16 protein-coding genes are annotated in these 14,964 nt (G+C 57.5%); 6 read left to right on the top strand and 10 right to left on the bottom strand.

Annotated elements, in window-relative coordinates:
• Positions 1–11: 11 nt before the first annotated feature.
• Entirely contained in the window at positions 12–1,370 is a 1,359-nt protein-coding gene (locus tag L350_RS09540) for an esterase-like activity of phytase family protein (protein ID WP_032625353.1), read from the bottom strand.
• Positions 1,371–1,779: 409 nt separating this feature from the next.
• Between L350_RS09540 and L350_RS09545 the strand changes: the two genes are divergently transcribed.
• Positions 1,780–2,325 (top strand): YfaZ family outer membrane protein, encoded by a 546-nt coding sequence (locus tag L350_RS09545; protein ID WP_023299248.1) that lies wholly within the window; start codon positions 1,780–1,782, stop codon positions 2,323–2,325.
• A gap of 178 nt (positions 2,326–2,503) precedes the next feature.
• On the opposite strand, the gene L350_RS09550 is transcribed toward L350_RS09545, so the two are convergent.
• Positions 2,504–3,874 carry an NAD-dependent succinate-semialdehyde dehydrogenase gene (locus tag L350_RS09550; RefSeq protein WP_023305391.1) on the bottom strand — a complete coding sequence of 457 codons (1,371 nt, stop codon included), beginning with the start codon at positions 3,872–3,874 and terminating at the stop codon, positions 2,504–2,506.
• Positions 3,875–4,024: 150 nt separating this feature from the next.
• Between L350_RS09550 and L350_RS09555 the strand changes: the two genes are divergently transcribed.
• Genes L350_RS09555 through L350_RS09565 form a run of 3 tightly spaced genes read left to right on the top strand, consistent with a single transcriptional unit; the run spans position 4,025 to position 6,745 of the window.
• Positions 4,025–4,768 (top strand): helix-turn-helix domain-containing protein, encoded by a 744-nt coding sequence (locus L350_RS09555; protein ID WP_022646943.1) that lies wholly within the window; start codon positions 4,025–4,027, stop codon positions 4,766–4,768.
• Between the two features lie 48 nt (positions 4,769–4,816).
• Entirely contained in the window at positions 4,817–5,470 is a 654-nt protein-coding gene (locus tag L350_RS09560) for a LysE family translocator (protein ID WP_022646942.1), read from the top strand.
• A gap of 3 nt (positions 5,471–5,473) precedes the next feature.
• Complete coding sequence (locus L350_RS09565; protein WP_032625349.1) at positions 5,474–6,745, top strand: DUF445 domain-containing protein; 1,272 nt, start codon at positions 5,474–5,476, stop codon at positions 6,743–6,745.
• On the opposite strand, the gene L350_RS09570 is transcribed toward L350_RS09565, so the two are convergent.
• The 7 genes from L350_RS09570 to L350_RS09600 all read right to left on the bottom strand — a co-directional run bounded on the left by L350_RS09570 (position 6,742) and on the right by L350_RS09600 (position 11,596).
• Positions 6,742–7,818, bottom strand: coding sequence for a DUF2955 domain-containing protein (locus L350_RS09570; RefSeq protein ID WP_022646940.1), 1,077 nt, complete (start codon positions 7,816–7,818; stop codon positions 6,742–6,744). The two genes, L350_RS09565 and L350_RS09570, sit on opposite strands and share 4 nt — an antisense overlap.
• Positions 7,808–8,875, bottom strand: a complete 1,068-nt coding sequence (locus tag L350_RS09575) for an HlyD family secretion protein (protein ID WP_088581776.1) — start codon at positions 8,873–8,875, stop codon at positions 7,808–7,810. The genes L350_RS09570 and L350_RS09575 overlap by 11 nt, the downstream gene beginning before the upstream one ends.
• Positions 8,872–9,342, bottom strand: coding sequence for a MarR family winged helix-turn-helix transcriptional regulator (locus L350_RS09580; RefSeq protein WP_022646938.1), 471 nt, complete (start codon positions 9,340–9,342; stop codon positions 8,872–8,874). Before L350_RS09580 ends, L350_RS09575 begins: the two co-directional genes overlap by 4 nt.
• Before the next feature lie 148 nt (positions 9,343–9,490).
• Positions 9,491–10,186, bottom strand: a complete 696-nt coding sequence (locus L350_RS09585) for an ArsR/SmtB family transcription factor (RefSeq protein WP_032625346.1) — start codon at positions 10,184–10,186, stop codon at positions 9,491–9,493.
• Positions 10,161–10,556, bottom strand: coding sequence for an amino acid-binding ACT protein (locus L350_RS09590; RefSeq protein WP_022646936.1), 396 nt, complete (start codon positions 10,554–10,556; stop codon positions 10,161–10,163). The genes L350_RS09585 and L350_RS09590 overlap by 26 nt, the downstream gene beginning before the upstream one ends.
• Positions 10,549–10,872 (bottom strand): antibiotic biosynthesis monooxygenase family protein, encoded by a 324-nt coding sequence (locus L350_RS09595; RefSeq protein WP_023299242.1) that lies wholly within the window; start codon positions 10,870–10,872, stop codon positions 10,549–10,551. The genes L350_RS09590 and L350_RS09595 overlap by 8 nt, the downstream gene beginning before the upstream one ends.
• A 244-nt stretch (positions 10,873–11,116) precedes the next feature.
• On the bottom strand, positions 11,117–11,596 hold the full coding sequence (locus L350_RS09600) for a carboxymuconolactone decarboxylase family protein (RefSeq protein ID WP_022646934.1): 480 nt from the start codon (positions 11,594–11,596) through the stop codon (positions 11,117–11,119).
• 101 nt (positions 11,597–11,697) lie between these two features.
• Here L350_RS09600 and L350_RS09605 point away from each other — a divergent pair, with 101 nt between their 5' ends.
• Positions 11,698–13,086 (top strand): MocR-like pyridoxine biosynthesis transcription factor PdxR, encoded by a 1,389-nt coding sequence (locus L350_RS09605; RefSeq protein ID WP_032625344.1) that lies wholly within the window; start codon positions 11,698–11,700, stop codon positions 13,084–13,086.
• An 85-nt stretch (positions 13,087–13,171) separates the two neighbouring features.
• On the opposite strand, the gene L350_RS09610 is transcribed toward L350_RS09605, so the two are convergent.
• On the bottom strand, positions 13,172–13,333 hold the full coding sequence (locus L350_RS09610) for a DUF1127 domain-containing protein (protein WP_003863073.1): 162 nt from the start codon (positions 13,331–13,333) through the stop codon (positions 13,172–13,174).
• Between the two features lie 176 nt (positions 13,334–13,509).
• Here L350_RS09610 and L350_RS09615 point away from each other — a divergent pair, with 176 nt between their 5' ends.
• On the top strand, positions 13,510–14,925 hold the full coding sequence (locus L350_RS09615) for an aminotransferase-like domain-containing protein (protein ID WP_022646932.1): 1,416 nt from the start codon (positions 13,510–13,512) through the stop codon (positions 14,923–14,925).
• The last annotated feature ends 39 nt before the right edge of the window (positions 14,926–14,964 follow it).

Below are 14,964 nucleotides of genomic sequence, written 5' to 3'. Positions count from 1 at the left end.
AAAGCCCAATATTATTTCAACGCCTCCGGCAGCGTCACAATCCACAGCTCGCTGTCGGACTCCGGCTTCTTCAGTGGCTTGACGCTGAGAGTAGTTTCAACCGCTTTGTCATCCAGCGTCAGCTTGCCTTCCGCGTTCACCCGATAATCCTTGAGCTTCTTGCCCTCGGCCGGGTTGTGCATCGCCACCTTCACGCCAAAGTCATTATCGTTCGCCACCGCCAGCGTTTTGTCGTCAATCAGCGCCAGCCCTTCGGCTTTTTCCTGCTGCCAGCCCAGCGCACGCAGATCGACCACCTGCGTTTTTTCAGCAAGTGTAATGCCGCGCTGCGCCAGCGTTTTCTCATCGTCAAATTCCGGGTATTCGCCCGGCTTGTCGAAGGCGGCCAGATCGCTCGCCTTGCTCAGATCCACCCTGTAGATGAGGTTACGCATTACGTCGTTTTTATCTTCGCCCTGTTCAATCAGCAGGATAGTGTGGTTATCCAGCGCCACGATATCGCCGATTTTGGCGTCGCTGTTTTTGCTGTAGGCCGCGCTGTCGACAGGGTAGCCGTACATCGCGGTTTTTCCGGTCGCCGGATCGAAGCTGACCAGTCGCGTAAACAGCGCCTGCTTTTTGCTCTTCCCGTCGATATCCAACGTACTCTGGACAGCGGCGATAATACGTCCGTCCGGCATGCGGGTCAGGCCTTCAAATCCCCGGTTTGCCTGGCGCCATTTGATAACATTTGGCAGACCGCCCGCGATGGATTTCTCCCCTTCCGCCGCCTGTGGGCCGTGGATCGCGAGGATTTTCCCTTTACTGTCAATATTAATCAGGAACGGGCCATACTCATCGCACAGCCAGTAGCCGCCCTTCCCGTCCGGCGTGATGCCTTCCGTATCCAGCCCGCGGTTATCGCCTTTCAGCACTTTTAAGGTGTCGCTTAGCGCGATTTCATTGGTGGAACCAATCACGCCACTTTGCAGCGGCAGACCGTTGATTTCGCCTTTATCGTCATGCAAAGGACGCGCGTCCACGGCCTCCGCTTTACCGTTTTGCACGCGGATCGTCATTAGCTGCGGGGCGAAATCCGGGGTAACAAAGATTTTAGCGTCATTTTTCCCCATTTTTGGCGAATCCGCGTTAGGACCGCGATCGGTCACGGTCATAAACGTCAGGGCGTCGCCCTGCTTGCCCATAAACAGCAGGCCAGAGCCAATCCCCACAGGCAGCCCGTTCGGAAACGCGCTGGCAAACGCACCGCTGTATTTGACATGCGAGCCTTCGGGAAAACTGACGACGTAACGCTCCGCGGTTGGCTGTGCCGCCAGGCCAGAGAAAGAGAGCGCACAACCAATTAGCACAGGAATGATTTTTCTTTTCATAGTGTTAGCACCCAGTAAGTGAAGCCAACAACGTAATGAAGAAACGTGTCAGAAAAATGACATGGTGAAAGCGGTTCGGCACAACGGGGCGTATAGCCACCTCCAGAAATGTAAACCTGTGTCTTTATCTGTGACAACTGAAACACTTTTGGAAATTATTAGAAACTCAATTAATTCATCCTGAACTAATTTTTCCGACCCGTTCAGCGTACGTTTAATGTGAATCCTGAACCCTTCCTAAACGCGAATGCATTACGTATTGACTCCTTGCCGGGTCAACATTCGAACAACATTTAAAATTCAAAAACCAAACAAAAACAGCATAAAAACGTGACAAGCATCGCATTTGCAGAGATAAACAGCTCTTGTTAAGGTGCCCTCAGATTAATTTGATGACGAGGAAAAACTCATGAAAAAGCTCAACGTTCTCCTTCTTTCCGCTCTGACTGCCGTATCGGGCTCCGCACTGGCCATGGGCGGCAGCATTGAGCAGGGTAAAAACTTTACCAACCTGAATGTGGAAATGGGGAAATCAACCTCCGGTCTGTACACCGAAGGTAGCTGGCTGAAAAACACAGATGACGGCACCACAACCGGTGGCGTAGGAGCAGGCTACAACTTTGAAGTCGGCCCGGTGATGCTGAACGCAGGCGCTAAGGCCCTCTACGTTGGCCCGAAAAAAGGCGATAACGGCGTGGCGTTCCCGGTCGGCGGCGGTGTGAACGTTGCCCTGACCGACAGCATCAGGGTATTCGGTGAAGGCTACGTTGCGCCAGACGGCCTGAACAACAGCGTGAAAAACTACGTTGAAGCGAATGGTGGCGTAAGCTGGACGCCAGTGAAGCCGGTGACGCTGAAGGTGGGTTATCGTCACGTGAGCGTTGATGGTAAAGACGGTCGTCCTAACCACACGCTGATTGACGGCGCATATGTTGGCGGTGGCGTGTCCTTCTAAGCCTGTTTGCCCGTTTCGCCCGGCGGCGCTACGCTTGCACGGGCCTACAATGAAGGGTGCAATTTATGAATATTATTGCACCTTGTAGGCCGGGTAAGCGCAGCGCCACACGGCAAAAAAGGCGATGAGACTGTTAATAAAAAAACCTGCCGGATGGCAGGTTTTTTTATGTCCGACATTACTTGCGAACGACCACCAGCTTCTGGTTCACAAACTCTTTGATCCCCAGGTCCGACAGCTCGCGTCCGTAACCCGAACGTTTTACGCCGCCGAACGGCAGTTCTGCCGCCGTATCGGTGAGCCAGTTGATGTACACCATCCCGGTCTCAATACGCGATGCCATCTTCTTCGCGCGCTCAATATCCTGGCTGAACACCGCTCCGCCCAGGCCGTAGTGGGAGTCGTTCGCCAGCGCGACCGCCTCGTCGTCGTTTTTCACCACGTAAATCTGCGCTACCGGGCCAAAGAACTCTTCGAAGTACGCCGGGTTGTCGCGTGAGATGTTGGTCAGGATGGTCGGCTCAAAGAAGCTCCCGTCTCGCTGCACAGGTTTGCCGCCATAGTGCAGCGTAGCGCCGTTTTTCACCGCCTCGTTAACCTGTTTGGTCAACGTGTCGAGCGCGTCTTTAGAGGACAGCGGCCCCAGCGTGGTGCTTTCGTCCAGCGGATCGCCAATCTTCACCTGCTTAAATGCCTCGGTGAATTTGCTCAGGAAGGCATCGGCAATCTTTTCATGCAGGATAAAGCGCTTCGCCGCGGTACAGACCTGCCCGGCGTTGTTGAGCCGCGCGTTAACGCCGATCTTCACCGCTTTATCCAGGTCCGCATCGTCGAGCACCACGAATACGTCGTTACCGCCAAGCTCCAGCGTGGATTTCTTAATGTGCTTCGCCGCCTGGGCCGCTACCACGCTGCCCGCTTTTTCTGAACCGGTTAGCGCCGCGCCCTGTACGCGATCGTCAGCGATGATGTTCGCCACCTGATCGGACGAGATAAACAGGTTGGTCCACGCCCCTTCCGGCGCGCCCGCCTCACGCACCAGATGGGCGAAGGTTTCCGCACAGTGCGGCACAATGCTGGCGTGTTTAGCGATGACAGGGTTACCCGCCGCCAGGTTTGGCGCAAGAACGCGCATCAGCTGATAGTACGGGAAGTTCCATGGTTCGACGGCCATCAGCACGCCGATGGGGTGATGTTCAACCCATGCTTCCCCGAGTTCAGAGTCATACTTCACCGGGGCCAGGAACTGCTTCGCGTTGTCCGCATAGTAGCGGGCGATTTGCGCGCACAGCTTCACCTCGCCGCGGCTCTGTTCGATGAGCTTACCCATCTCCTGGCTGGCGATTTTCGCCAGCTCCTCCACGCGTTCGTCGATCAGGTCCGCCAGCTTATGCAGTACCGGCAGGCGCTGGCTTATGTCGCCTTTCGCCCAGTCGGAGTGATAGAGCGCATCGGCTGCCTTCAGCGCCGCTTCAACATCTGCGTCAGTGTGGGAGGGATATTCTTTGATGAGCTGGTTAGTGGCAGGATTTACTGTCTGATAAGCCATATCGAATCTCCATGTTTTACCGCTTAGGGTATTAAGGGTAGTCAACATGACTGGCTATGGACGTAAAGTTGGGTATATCCGGAAGGTTCTGAGTAAAGCGATGCCATACCGTGGCTGGCGTGGTATAAAAAACCTTCAGAAGGAGTTGCTATGACCGATACCCGCCACATCCGTCAGACCTTTCACCGCGCCTCGGGCCTTGAACTACGCAGCACGTGGCAGAGCATGCAGGCGTACAAACGCCATTGCCACCCTCAGCTCTCCATCGGCGCAATTGTGGAAGGCCAGACATGCTGCGTGTGTAATGGCAGAGAATACATCCTCCAGCCCGGGGACCTGATTGTGATCCCGGCTTATGTCCCACACAGCTGCAACCCTGTTGCCGGGCAGCCGCGTAGTTATCATATGCTTTATATCGATACGGACCTTCCCCTTGCGGTTCAGGTGATTCGCAACGCTACGCTGTTTATGTATTACCGGGAAGTTGTTGAGAGGATGTCCCCTGCGTCCGTGGACAGGCTGCTTACTGCCCTTCCCCATTGCATGGATGAGGCAGAAAAACCTGGATCAACCAGCCAGCAGGTTCAGCAGGCATTTCTTTCCAGTCTTTCCAGCCCGCCTTCCCTCGACGCACTTGCGCAACGATTCTCGCTGCGAAAGGAGACGCTGATCCGTACCTTCAAGAAGGACACGGGCCTGACGCCTGGCAGCTTCCTCAATATCTCCCGCGTAGAGTACGCCAAAGCGCGGCTGCGTGCCGGGGATGATATCGCCGATGTCGGCTACCAGAGCGGGTTTGCCGACCAGAGCCATTTTCATAAGACCTTTGTGCGCTACACCGCCGCCACACCGCGCCAGTACGCTACGGGCCGATCAATATCAGACAATAAATAGGTTCTGTGTTTTCGTAGTCTGGCCCCAGTTTTGCATTCTGAGGTCGCTATGGAACTGTTCTTCCCTTCCGCTTTTCTCGCCCTGGCGCTGGCGCATTTTGTTGCCCTGTTAAGCCCGGGCCCGGATTTTTTCCTGCTGATGGGCTACGCCGCCCGCTACCGACTGCGCGGCAGCGCCGGATTGTGCATCGGGATAGCGGCAGGAAATGGGCTTTACATTTTGCTGGTCATTATGGGATGGAGCGCGCTGCGTCAGTTCGCGTGGCTGTTCACGTTGATTGAATTATCCGGCGCACTGTATTTGCTCTGGATCGGCTCGCATCTTGTACGCAGCCGACCGCAGACGCTGGCGCTAAATGAAACACATGAGCGCTGCCCCTCACTGCGTAAGCAGATCCTGCTGGGGCTGGGTTCGGCGCTGTTGAATCCCAAAAACGCATTGTTCTACCTGGCGCTGATGACGGCGTTACTCGGGCCGGACGTCACGCTGCTTCAGCAGGCGACCTGCGGCGTCTGGATGGTGATGGTAGTACTGGTATGGGATTTTGCGCTGGTGTCGCTGATGGGGTTACCGGCGGTTCAGCGAAAGCTCAGCCGTTCGCTCTGGCTGATAGAGCGCACGGCGGGGGTGGTATTGATGGGGTTTGGTGGGTGGGTGCTGTGGCGGTTTTTGCACTTTTCTCCCGTATCCCTCTATCCTTAACCCATGGAAAAACATACCGAACTCAAACGCGCCAAGCTTCTCGCGCTGTCGCTGCTGCTGATTGCCGCTGCGGCCTTTATCACTACCCTGTTCCTGCCGCAAACCTTCTGGGTACGCGGCGCAAAAGCTATTGCCGAGGCGGCGATGGTCGGCGCGCTGGCGGACTGGTTTGCCGTTGTCGCGCTGTTCCGCCGGGTGCCAATTCCCTTTATCTCGCGCCATACGGCGATTATCCCGCGCAATAAGGACCGCATCGGCGACAATCTTGGCCAGTTCGTGCAGGAAAAGTTTCTGGATACCCAGTCGCTGGTCGCATTAATTCGCCGCTACGAGCCGGCCCAGATGATTGGTGCCTGGTTCAGCAAGCCCGACAACGCCCAGCGCGTCGGGCTGCATTTGATGCAGGTGATGAGCGGTTTTCTTGAGCTGACTGACGACGGGCGCATTCAGCGCCTGCTCAAACGCGCGGTGCATAAGGCTATCGACAAGGTCGATTTAACCGAGACCAGCGCCGTCATGCTGGAAAGCATGACCAAAAACAACCGTCACCAGGTGCTGCTGGACGCCATCATCAACCGTCTGATTACCCTGATTCAGCGCGAGAGCACGCGGGAATTTATCTCTGACCAGATCGTCCACTGGCTGAAGACCGAGCATCCGCGCAAGGCGATGGTGCTGCCCACCGAGTGGCTGGGCGATCAGAGCGCAGAGATGGTGTCGAACGCGGTGAACACGCTGCTGGATGATATCAGCCACGACCGCACGCACCAGATCCGTCGGGCATTTGACCGCGCCACGCTGAAGTTCATCGACAACCTGAAAAACGACCCGGAGATGACGGCCAAAGCCGACAATATCAAGCACTATCTGAAGAATGATGAAGCATTTAACCGCTACCTGGGTGAAATGTGGGCTGACCTGCGCCAGTGGCTGAAAAATGACATGCAGAGCGACGATTCCCGCGTGAAGCAACGTATCGCCAACGCCGGGCTGTGGTTTGGTGAGACGCTGTCGAATGATGCCAGCCTGCGTGCGTCGTTGAACGAGCATCTGGAGCAGGCCGCGCACCGCGTCGCGCCGGATTTTGCGGCATTCCTGACGCGCCATATCAGCGACACGGTGAAAAGCTGGGACGCCAAAGATATGTCACGCCAGATAGAACTCAATATCGGTAAAGATCTTCAGTTCATTCGCGTAAACGGTACCCTGGTAGGCGGAACGATTGGCCTGATTCTGTTTTTACTTTCTCAGTTGCCCGCCGTGGTGGGGCATTAATCCGCTTTTGGCGGCGCGATAACGTAGCGCGTCGCCTCGAAGCGGTTCAGGATCAGGTGCACCAGAAAGACCATCGTCAGCGTGACCACCAGCGCGAAGGTAACGGAGGTGATGCGGTACAGATCGCTGAACACCAGATCGCTGTCCGGATGCATGTTTTGCCCGAACATAATGCCGATGGTGGTAATGCTGGAAAATCCCACCCCGGCCCCGACCTTCTCCATCACGTGCAGGCGCGCGCCAAATGCCAGCCCGAGGCCGATCAGCGGCATCATCAGCAGCATATGGCTGCTGTGATCGTACAGGATAAGCTGAACGACGAGGATATAGAGACAGCCCAGCACCACGCCGACCACGCGCCAGATGGAGCTCATCACCGCGCCGCGGTAGTGCATCGGGAACAGGATCAGAATGCCCGCCATCAGCGCCGAGAGCGAATCGCTTAAGTCGCTCATCTGAAATACCACGAAAATCAGCGTCGCCACGGTGCCGGAGAGCAGCGACTCGTGGCGCACGCGGGCATCGTCTTTCTCTATCAGCGGCGGCGGCTTACGTGGCTCCACGTCCGGCAGCAGGTAATTCATCAGCGCGCTCAGACACACCGCCATCACGCTCGCTTCAATGTTGGAGAACAAAAGCGTGTGCCAGTTGGTGGTGGGGTAGCTCATAAAGTTGAGCATTACGCTCTGGCACACCACGCCCATCGAACCGAACAGAAACAGCGGCCCCTTGCTCATAAAGCGAAAGCGCATCACGTACAGGGCAAAGACCACCAGCGTCATAATGACCGGCCATTGCGACAGAAAGCCGATGATGATCACCATTTCGACGCAGTTGAGCGATGCGCTGAAGATAAACTGCTTCGCCACGTGGCGGTTAAACACCGGCACCAGCGACAGCAGCATGATCGGGTAGACCACAAAAAACACGCCGTAGCTGGTGTTATAGAAGCTCGAAATACTGAGCGCAATCATCCCGGCAAAGACAATGCGCAGGGTCTGGCGGAAGTCGTTTGCCGTGTAGACGATGTTGCCGTGCGGGGTAAATACCCGCGCCAGAGTGCTAATAGACATAGTGAAGCAGGCTCACCAGATGGATTTGCATCCCGGAGAAGAAGCGCGCAAAGGGCCCTTCGCTGTTGTAGAGCTGCACGGTGGCGCGCGCGCCGGTCGGCAGCGACTTCGGTAAGGCTTCGTCCAGCGCCACGTGAATGCGCATTCGCTGGGCATCGCGCACCCAGCGGTTAGAGGTTTCCGGTTCAGAAAGTTGACCGTTAACGGCCTCCTGACCGGCGAGGATCCCCGCGTCACTGCTGGTCACGTGGGCGCGGAAAACCCGTCCCGGAAAGGCGTCAAACACCACGGCGGCGTCGGTCCCCTGGTGGGTATGACGCAGGCTCTTCTCGCGGAAATCCGCCACAATATCCGTCTGCGTATTCACCAGCGCCAGCGCTGCCGAACCGGACGAGGCGTAAAAACCGGGGCTTAATTGCAGATTACTCACCGTGCCGTCCGCCTCGGCGTAGACCTTCGTCCAGCCAAGATTCAGCTCCGCTTCATCCAGCGCGTTACGGTATTTTTGCAGCGTCACGTTACGGTGTTCATTCCGCTCGCCGCGCTGAATGCGCAGGTTATGAATATTCGCCTGAATCGAGCTGACGGACTGCTCGCTGCTCTGCCAGGTAGTGCGGACCTTATCCAGATCCGCCTGCGACACGTTCTGCAGGGTGCTCAGTTTCTGGTAGCGGTCGAAAGTCACTTTGTCGTTACGCGCGGTCAGCACGGCGGTCTTCAGGCTGGCCTGCGCGGCGGCGATCTGCGCGTCCAGTTGTTCGTTGGAAAGGCGAGCCTGCTCGAGCGCGATCTGCGCCGCTTCCACTTTATTGCGAAACGGGGTGTCGTCGAGCTCAAACAGCAGATCGCCTTTCTTCACCTGGCTATTGTTGTGGACATGGACCGCCGCCACATAGCCGGAGACACGGGCAGACACCGGCGTCACCACGCGCATCACGGTGGAATCCGGCGTCAGCGGGATCCAGATATCCGCGACGATAAAGTAGACAAACATCAGCAGGAAAGAGGCAATACTTACCCTTACCCAGCGGGCAAACTTTTGTTCAGGAGTCATTATTTTTCGGTCTTGTTATCTTCTTCGCGGATTGTCCGCAAATTGCAGGCGATTTGATTCAGGGTGGCGCTGAAAATGTCGAGATGTTCAGGCGCGATGTTTTGCGATACGCGCGTCTGAAGCGTCTCAATTACCTGGGTGAGCCTGTTAAGTACAGCTTTTCCCTCAGGCGTCAGCGTCAGAAGCCGGATGCGCTTGTCATACGGCGAGACGGTGCGCAGCAGGTAACCCTGTTTTTCCAGCTGTGTCAGGGTGCGCATTAGCGGCGGCAGTTCAATGCCCTGCACCTCCGCCAGCTCACTCACCGAGACGTTATCCCCGAGCTGATGCAGCTGCATCATCACCGTCCAGCTCGACTGGGTTAACCCGGTATCGAGAATGGCGTCGTCAATGACGGCACGCCACTGGCGCACGATCATCGCCATCCGCATGCCCATCGGCCTGCGGCTAAACAGTTCTTCTTCACTCATGGGGAAACCTCTCGTCACACGCGGTCACGATAATAGTTATCAGGGTAAGTATCAAGAAACGAGAAGTTAAAGCGCAGGAATTGCGAAATGAGATTCTCCCTCTCCCTGTGGGAGAGGGCCAGAGTGAGGGCACAGCCCGCAGCGGAGTTTAGCGGCTAAAATGTCTGGTGATGGCGCCCTGTCCTGAAGCCGTCACAACCACCTCCCTGTACCCCGCCACCCGCTGGATCCACCCTTTGCTTTCCAGATAAATAAGCAGCGCCGCGCCGGCTTCGCCTCCGAGATGAAACCGCCGCTCGCTCCAGTCCAGGCAGGCGCAGCACGCTTTTCGGCGCGAATGAGCGCTTAACGAAACGCCGAGCTTCAGAAACTGCTCCCGACCATACGGCGTGAGCGCTGAACCGTCTGCCTCCAGCCAGCCTGCTGCCTGCATGAAATCGTAGATCTGCACCGCCACCGCGCCTGCGAGATGGTCGTAGCAGGTCCGGGCTTTACGCATGGCTTTCGGCGCGGTAGTTTCCGGCGGGGTAATGCGGCTCCACGAAAGCCCCATCATCTGTTCCACCAGCGCCGCCACGTCGTGCCCGGCAAGACGATAATAACGATGCCGCCCTTGCGACAGGCAGGTAATCAGTTTGCCGTCCATCAGCCGGGCGAGATGCCCGCTGGCGGTCGACGGCGCAACGTCTGCCGCCGCACTCAGTTCGGTGGCCGTCCACGCCCGCCCGTCCATTAGTGCACAGAGCATTTTCACGCGCGACGGATCGGCCATTGCAGCCGCTACAGCGGCAATGGCCTTTTCCAGCATCGCGCTGTTATCAGAGGGTAAGCTCGTCTTTAACATTTGTCGCCCAGGGTGTGGTGATCTCAGCGGCCAGCTTATCATCATCCGTCAGCAGAATAAGGTGATTCGCGTGGTCGCTGTACTGAGTCAGGATAGACACGCCCTTTGCGGCCAGCGCCGCCGCTATCTCGCCCAGCTCGCCAGGACGCTCCTGCTTAAGCTTTCTGATCACCGGCTTTCGCAGCGCCTGCACGGTAAACCCGGCGTCGAGCAGCACACGGCGGGCTTTTTCCCCGTCCTCCACCAGGAAATGGGCATCCGTACCGAAAACGCCGCCCCCCTCCAGCCCCACGCCGTTGCGGCCTAACAGCTGTCCAAAGCGCGCCAGCTCGCCGGGTCTGTCGCTAAAAATCACATGAACGTCATACATCCGCGTGCCCTCTCGTTTCGGAGCTGTACTCCCGCACCAGCTGCGCCACACGAATACGGTAGAAAGAAAAAATCGACTCCCGGCCTTCGGCCTGCGCGGCCTGATGGAAGACATTCTGCTTCCAGCGGCGGACGGCCTCTTCATCCCGCCACCAGGAAAGGGACAGGATTTTGCCGTCGATGCTCAGGCTCTTAAAACGTTCTATATCAATAAAGCCGTCGATGTCCGCCAGCAAAGGCTTGAGTTCAGCGGCAAGCTGCAGATAGCGCGCCTGATGATGAGGCTCCGCTTTGGCTTCAAAAAGGACTGCGATCATGGGTGTCTCTCCGTTGTGAGGGTGTGGAGAGAATGCAGGAGGAAAAACCACAATGCTTCGGTATGGAGCGAAGTGTTTGCCGGATGGCGCTGCGCTTATCCGGCCTACGGGCTCATGTAGGCCCGGTAAGCGTAGCGCCATCCGGGCAGGGTTTAACCCACCATCGACTTCGACTCCATAAACGCCCCAATCCCCCACTCGCCTGGATTACGGGCGCTGGTGGCGATGATCCGCGAGCGCAGAATTATTCCAGGTTAGCCTTGTTCAGACCGTAAGCCGCATCCAGCGCGCCCGGCTCCATGCGGGAGGTAATGCCCAGGCGGTTCCAGGCGTTGATCGCTACGATGGCGAAGTTCAGCTCTGAAATCTCGACATCCGAGAAGTGCTCCGCCACGCTGCGGTACAGCGCATCGCTCACGCCATGTACGCCAATCTGGGTCAGCGCTTCGGTGAAGGCCAGCGCCGCTTTTTCACGGGCGCTAAACAGCGGGGACTCGCGCCAGGCCGCCAGATGGTACAGGCGCAGCTCGCGCTCACCGGCGATTTTAGCCTCTTTCGAGTGCATATCCAGACAGAAGGTGCAGCCGTTCAGCTGCGATACGCGAATGTCGATAAGGTGCTTAAGCGCCGGGTCGATGGAGGTTTTCGCCACCTCCATGCTCAGGGCAGAAAGCGCGTTGGCAAGTGCAGGTGTGGCTTTGTGGTGGTTTACGCGGGTGCTCATTGTCTTTCCTCTTTTTGTGCCGTTTTTTTCATGCGATAAGGCAAATCTACGCCGTTAATGACATAGTAAAAAGACACAAAAAGCGTGAAATGAGGTAGGACATGAAGCCGGGCTATCACGAGATTTATTCCCGCTATCGCGACAACATCACGCGCGGCGTGCTGAAGCCGGGCGATAAAGTGCCTGCCATCCGCGTGCTGGCCGAAGAGCTTAAGGTCGCGCGAAAAACCGTCGAGACGGCGTATGCCATTCTGACGGGCGAAGGGTATCTGGTAAGCCAGGGCGCGCGCGGGACGCGGGTGAACCCGGATCTTCTGCTGCCCACGCAACACGCCCCCACAGAACAAACGACCGGCACGCTGCCGGCGTCGTTGATTAGCCAGCGCGAACGGGCCGGTTTTCTGCGCCCCGGCATTCCGGCGCTCGACAGCTTCCCCTATAAAAAATGGCTGCTGCTGGCGGGCCAGGCGACGCGCGCCATGCGTCAGGATGAAATGCTCAACCCGCCGGTGCTGGGCTGGTATCCGCTGCGCGAGGCGATTGCCCGCTATCTCAATATCTCGCGCGGGTTATCCTGCACCGCCGAACAGGTACTGATCACCAGCGGCTACAGCGTCAGCCTGCGCCTGATCCTTGACACGCTTGCCAGCCGCAGCGACAAGGTGGTGTTTGAGGATCCGGGCTATTTTATGGGCCAGCAGCTGCTCAAGCGGATCGTGCCCCGCCTGCACACCGTGCCGGTTGATCGCTGCGGCATCGATACGGACTACCTGCTCCGTCATCATCGCGACGCGCGTTTTGCCATCGTTACCCCGTCGCATCAGAGTCCGCTGGCGGTGACGCTCTCACTGCCGCGCAAGCAGCAGCTGCTCGACTGGGCGTCACAAAACGAGGCGTGGATTATCGAAGACGATTACGACGGGGAATTTCACTATACCCGCAAAGTGCTGCCGTCGATGAAAAGCCTCGACCAGCATGACAGGGTGATCTTTATGGGCACCTTCAGCAAAACCATCATGCCTTCACTGCGCATGGGCTACGTGGTGATGCCCGCCAGCACCGTCGGGACCTTTACCGACTGCGCGGACATTACCACCAGCGGCCAGCCGGTGCTGACGCAAAAAATCCTCACCGCATTTCTCAACGAAGGGCATTTTTTTCGTCATCTGAAAAAGATGCGCGCCCTGTATCAGATCCGCCGCGACTGGATGATTGCCGCCCTGGGTGAGGTCTATGGTGACCTGTTCTTCACCGAGCAAAACGACGGTGGAATGCATATTGTCGCGTTCCTCGCAAAGGGAAGCGCTGACCGGGAGATCGCCCGCTGCTGGCAGGAACAGCAACTACAGGTTAATGCGCTTTCGGAGTGGTATCGCGGGTCGGGCAAACGCTACGGGCTGGTGATGGGCTATAACAACGTGCGGTCATATCAGGAGGCGGTTGAGCTGCTGGAAAGGCCGAAACGGCAGACGCTTGCGCTGTTGAGATGAAAACCGCCGGGTGGCGGCTGCGCCTTACCCGGCCTACGGTCTCCTGCAGGCCCGGTAAGCGTAGCGCCACCGGGCAACCCTATGCTTACACATCATATCGCGATAACCCAACGTCCTTGAGCTGCTCGTCGCTCATCTGGCTCAGAATGCGGCGGGTACGGTTGATGCGATACCAGTTACGCAGCGTTTTCGCTACCCAGACAAACGCGATAAACGGACGTTTTGAACGATTCTCGTAGAATTCCATGATGCTCTCCTCGCTGTGCCAGTGGGGTTATCATCATGGAAAACGGCCAGTACAATACAGATTCAAAAACTGCTTTTGTTTACCATACAGATCCGCTAAAACGGTATCTGCATGGCGTTTTACCCACCAGTCTGTACTGGTTTAATAATCTGTATGGTGAAAACAAAGGATACAGCATGACGCGCTATCAACATCTGGCCAACCTACTGGCGGAACGTATCGAACAAGGGCTGTATCGCAGCGGCGAACGTCTGCCGTCGGTACGCACGCTGAGCCAGGAACACGGCGTGAGTATCAGCACCATACAGCAGGCCTACCAGATCCTCGAAAATCTCCAGCTGATCACGCCCCAGCCGCGCTCCGGTTATTTTGTCTCGAAACGCAAAGCGCAGCCGCCCGTACCGGCGATGACGCGCCCGGTGCAGCGCCCCGTGGACGTCACCCAGTGGGATGAGGTGATGATGCTGCTGGACGCCCGCGCCGACAAAGAGATGATCTCCTTTGGCGGCGGCTCGCCGGACATCAACCAGCCGAGCCTGAAGCCGCTGTGGCGCGAGATGAGCCGCATTGCGCAGCATAACCCTGGCGAAATGCTGAGCTATGACGTGCTCGATGGTCGTCTGGAGCTGCGCGAGCAGATCGCCCGCCTGATGCTGGACGGCGGCTCCACCGTGGCGGCAAACGAGATTGTGATCACCAACGGCTGCCACGGCGCGCTGTCGATCGCCCTGCTCTCGGTGTGCAAACCGGGGGACATCGTGGCGGTCGAGTCGCCGTCGTTTCACGGCACCATGCAGATGCTGCGCGGATTCGACATCAAGGCGATTGAAATACCTACCGATCCCGAGACCGGGATCAGCATCGAGGCGTTAGAGCTGGCGCTGGAGCAGTGGCCGATCAAAGCGGTGATCCTGGTCCCCAACTGCAATAACCCGCTCGGGTTTATCATGCCGGAAGCGCGTAAAAAGCAGGTGCTGGCGCTCGCCCAGCGGCACGATATTGTGATTGTGGAGGATGATATCTACGGCGAGCTGGCCGCAGAGTACCCGCGCCCGCGCACCATTCACTCGATGGACATTGATGGCCGCGTGATCCTCTGCAGCTCCTTTACCAAAACCGTGGCGCCCGGGCTGCGCGTCGGCTGGATTGTGCCGGGGCGCTATTACGACCGGGTGATGCACATGAAATACGCCGCGGGCGGGTTTAACGTGCCGGGCACGCAGATGGCGGTGGCGGCGTTTATTCGCGACGGTCATTACCATCGCCACGTGCGGCGCATGCGCCAGATTTATCAGCAGAATATGGAGACCTACACCTGCTGGGTGCGGCAGTATTTTCCGGCAGAAATATGCGTTACCCGCCCGCAGGGCAGCTTCCTGCTGTGGGTCGAGCTGCCGGAGACGGTCGACATGGTGTGCGTCAGCAAGCAGCTGTGCCGTCTGAAGATCCAGGCTGCGGCCGGGTCGCTGTTTTCCGCCTCCGGTAAGTACCGCAACTGTCTGCGGATCAACGTGGCGCTGCCGCCGACGGATAAACATCGCGAGGCGTTGAAAAAGATGGGTGAGGCGATTGTGATTGCGATGGAGGGGTAGTGCGGCATTTTGCCCTCACCCCGGCCCTCTCCCACAGGG

Source organism: Enterobacter sp. MGH 4 (genome assembly GCF_000534735.1).
GTDB lineage: Bacteria > Pseudomonadota > Gammaproteobacteria > Enterobacterales > Enterobacteriaceae > Enterobacter > Enterobacter intestinihominis.
The sequence above is the reverse complement of the archived record's forward strand: the minus strand, read 5'-3'. Positions and strand labels throughout refer to the sequence as shown.

Bases quoted from the DNA above. Each gene is read 5' to 3' on its own strand.
- L350_RS09540 (WP_032625353.1), bottom strand. From the start codon at position 1,370: ATGAAAAGAAAAATCATTCCTGTGCTAATTGGTTGTGCGCTCTCTTTC.
- L350_RS09545 (WP_023299248.1), top strand. From the start codon at position 1,780: ATGAAAAAGCTCAACGTTCTCCTTCTTTCCGCTCTGACTGCCGTATCG.
- L350_RS09550 (WP_023305391.1), bottom strand. From the start codon at position 3,874: ATGGCTTATCAGACAGTAAATCCTGCCACTAACCAGCTCATCAAAGAA.
- L350_RS09555 (WP_022646943.1), top strand. From the start codon at position 4,025: ATGACCGATACCCGCCACATCCGTCAGACCTTTCACCGCGCCTCGGGC.
- L350_RS09560 (WP_022646942.1), top strand. From the start codon at position 4,817: ATGGAACTGTTCTTCCCTTCCGCTTTTCTCGCCCTGGCGCTGGCGCAT.
- L350_RS09565 (WP_032625349.1), top strand. From the start codon at position 5,474: ATGGAAAAACATACCGAACTCAAACGCGCCAAGCTTCTCGCGCTGTCG.
- L350_RS09570 (WP_022646940.1), bottom strand. From the start codon at position 7,818: ATGTCTATTAGCACTCTGGCGCGGGTATTTACCCCGCACGGCAACATC.
- L350_RS09580 (WP_022646938.1), bottom strand. From the start codon at position 9,342: ATGAGTGAAGAAGAACTGTTTAGCCGCAGGCCGATGGGCATGCGGATG.
- L350_RS09585 (WP_032625346.1), bottom strand. From the start codon at position 10,186: ATGTTAAAGACGAGCTTACCCTCTGATAACAGCGCGATGCTGGAAAAG.
- L350_RS09590 (WP_022646936.1), bottom strand. From the start codon at position 10,556: ATGTATGACGTTCATGTGATTTTTAGCGACAGACCCGGCGAGCTGGCG.
- L350_RS09595 (WP_023299242.1), bottom strand. From the start codon at position 10,872: ATGATCGCAGTCCTTTTTGAAGCCAAAGCGGAGCCTCATCATCAGGCG.
- L350_RS09600 (WP_022646934.1), bottom strand. From the start codon at position 11,596: ATGAGCACCCGCGTAAACCACCACAAAGCCACACCTGCACTTGCCAAC.
- L350_RS09605 (WP_032625344.1), top strand. From the start codon at position 11,698: ATGAAGCCGGGCTATCACGAGATTTATTCCCGCTATCGCGACAACATC.
- L350_RS09610 (WP_003863073.1), bottom strand. From the start codon at position 13,333: ATGGAATTCTACGAGAATCGTTCAAAACGTCCGTTTATCGCGTTTGTC.
- L350_RS09615 (WP_022646932.1), top strand. From the start codon at position 13,510: ATGACGCGCTATCAACATCTGGCCAACCTACTGGCGGAACGTATCGAA.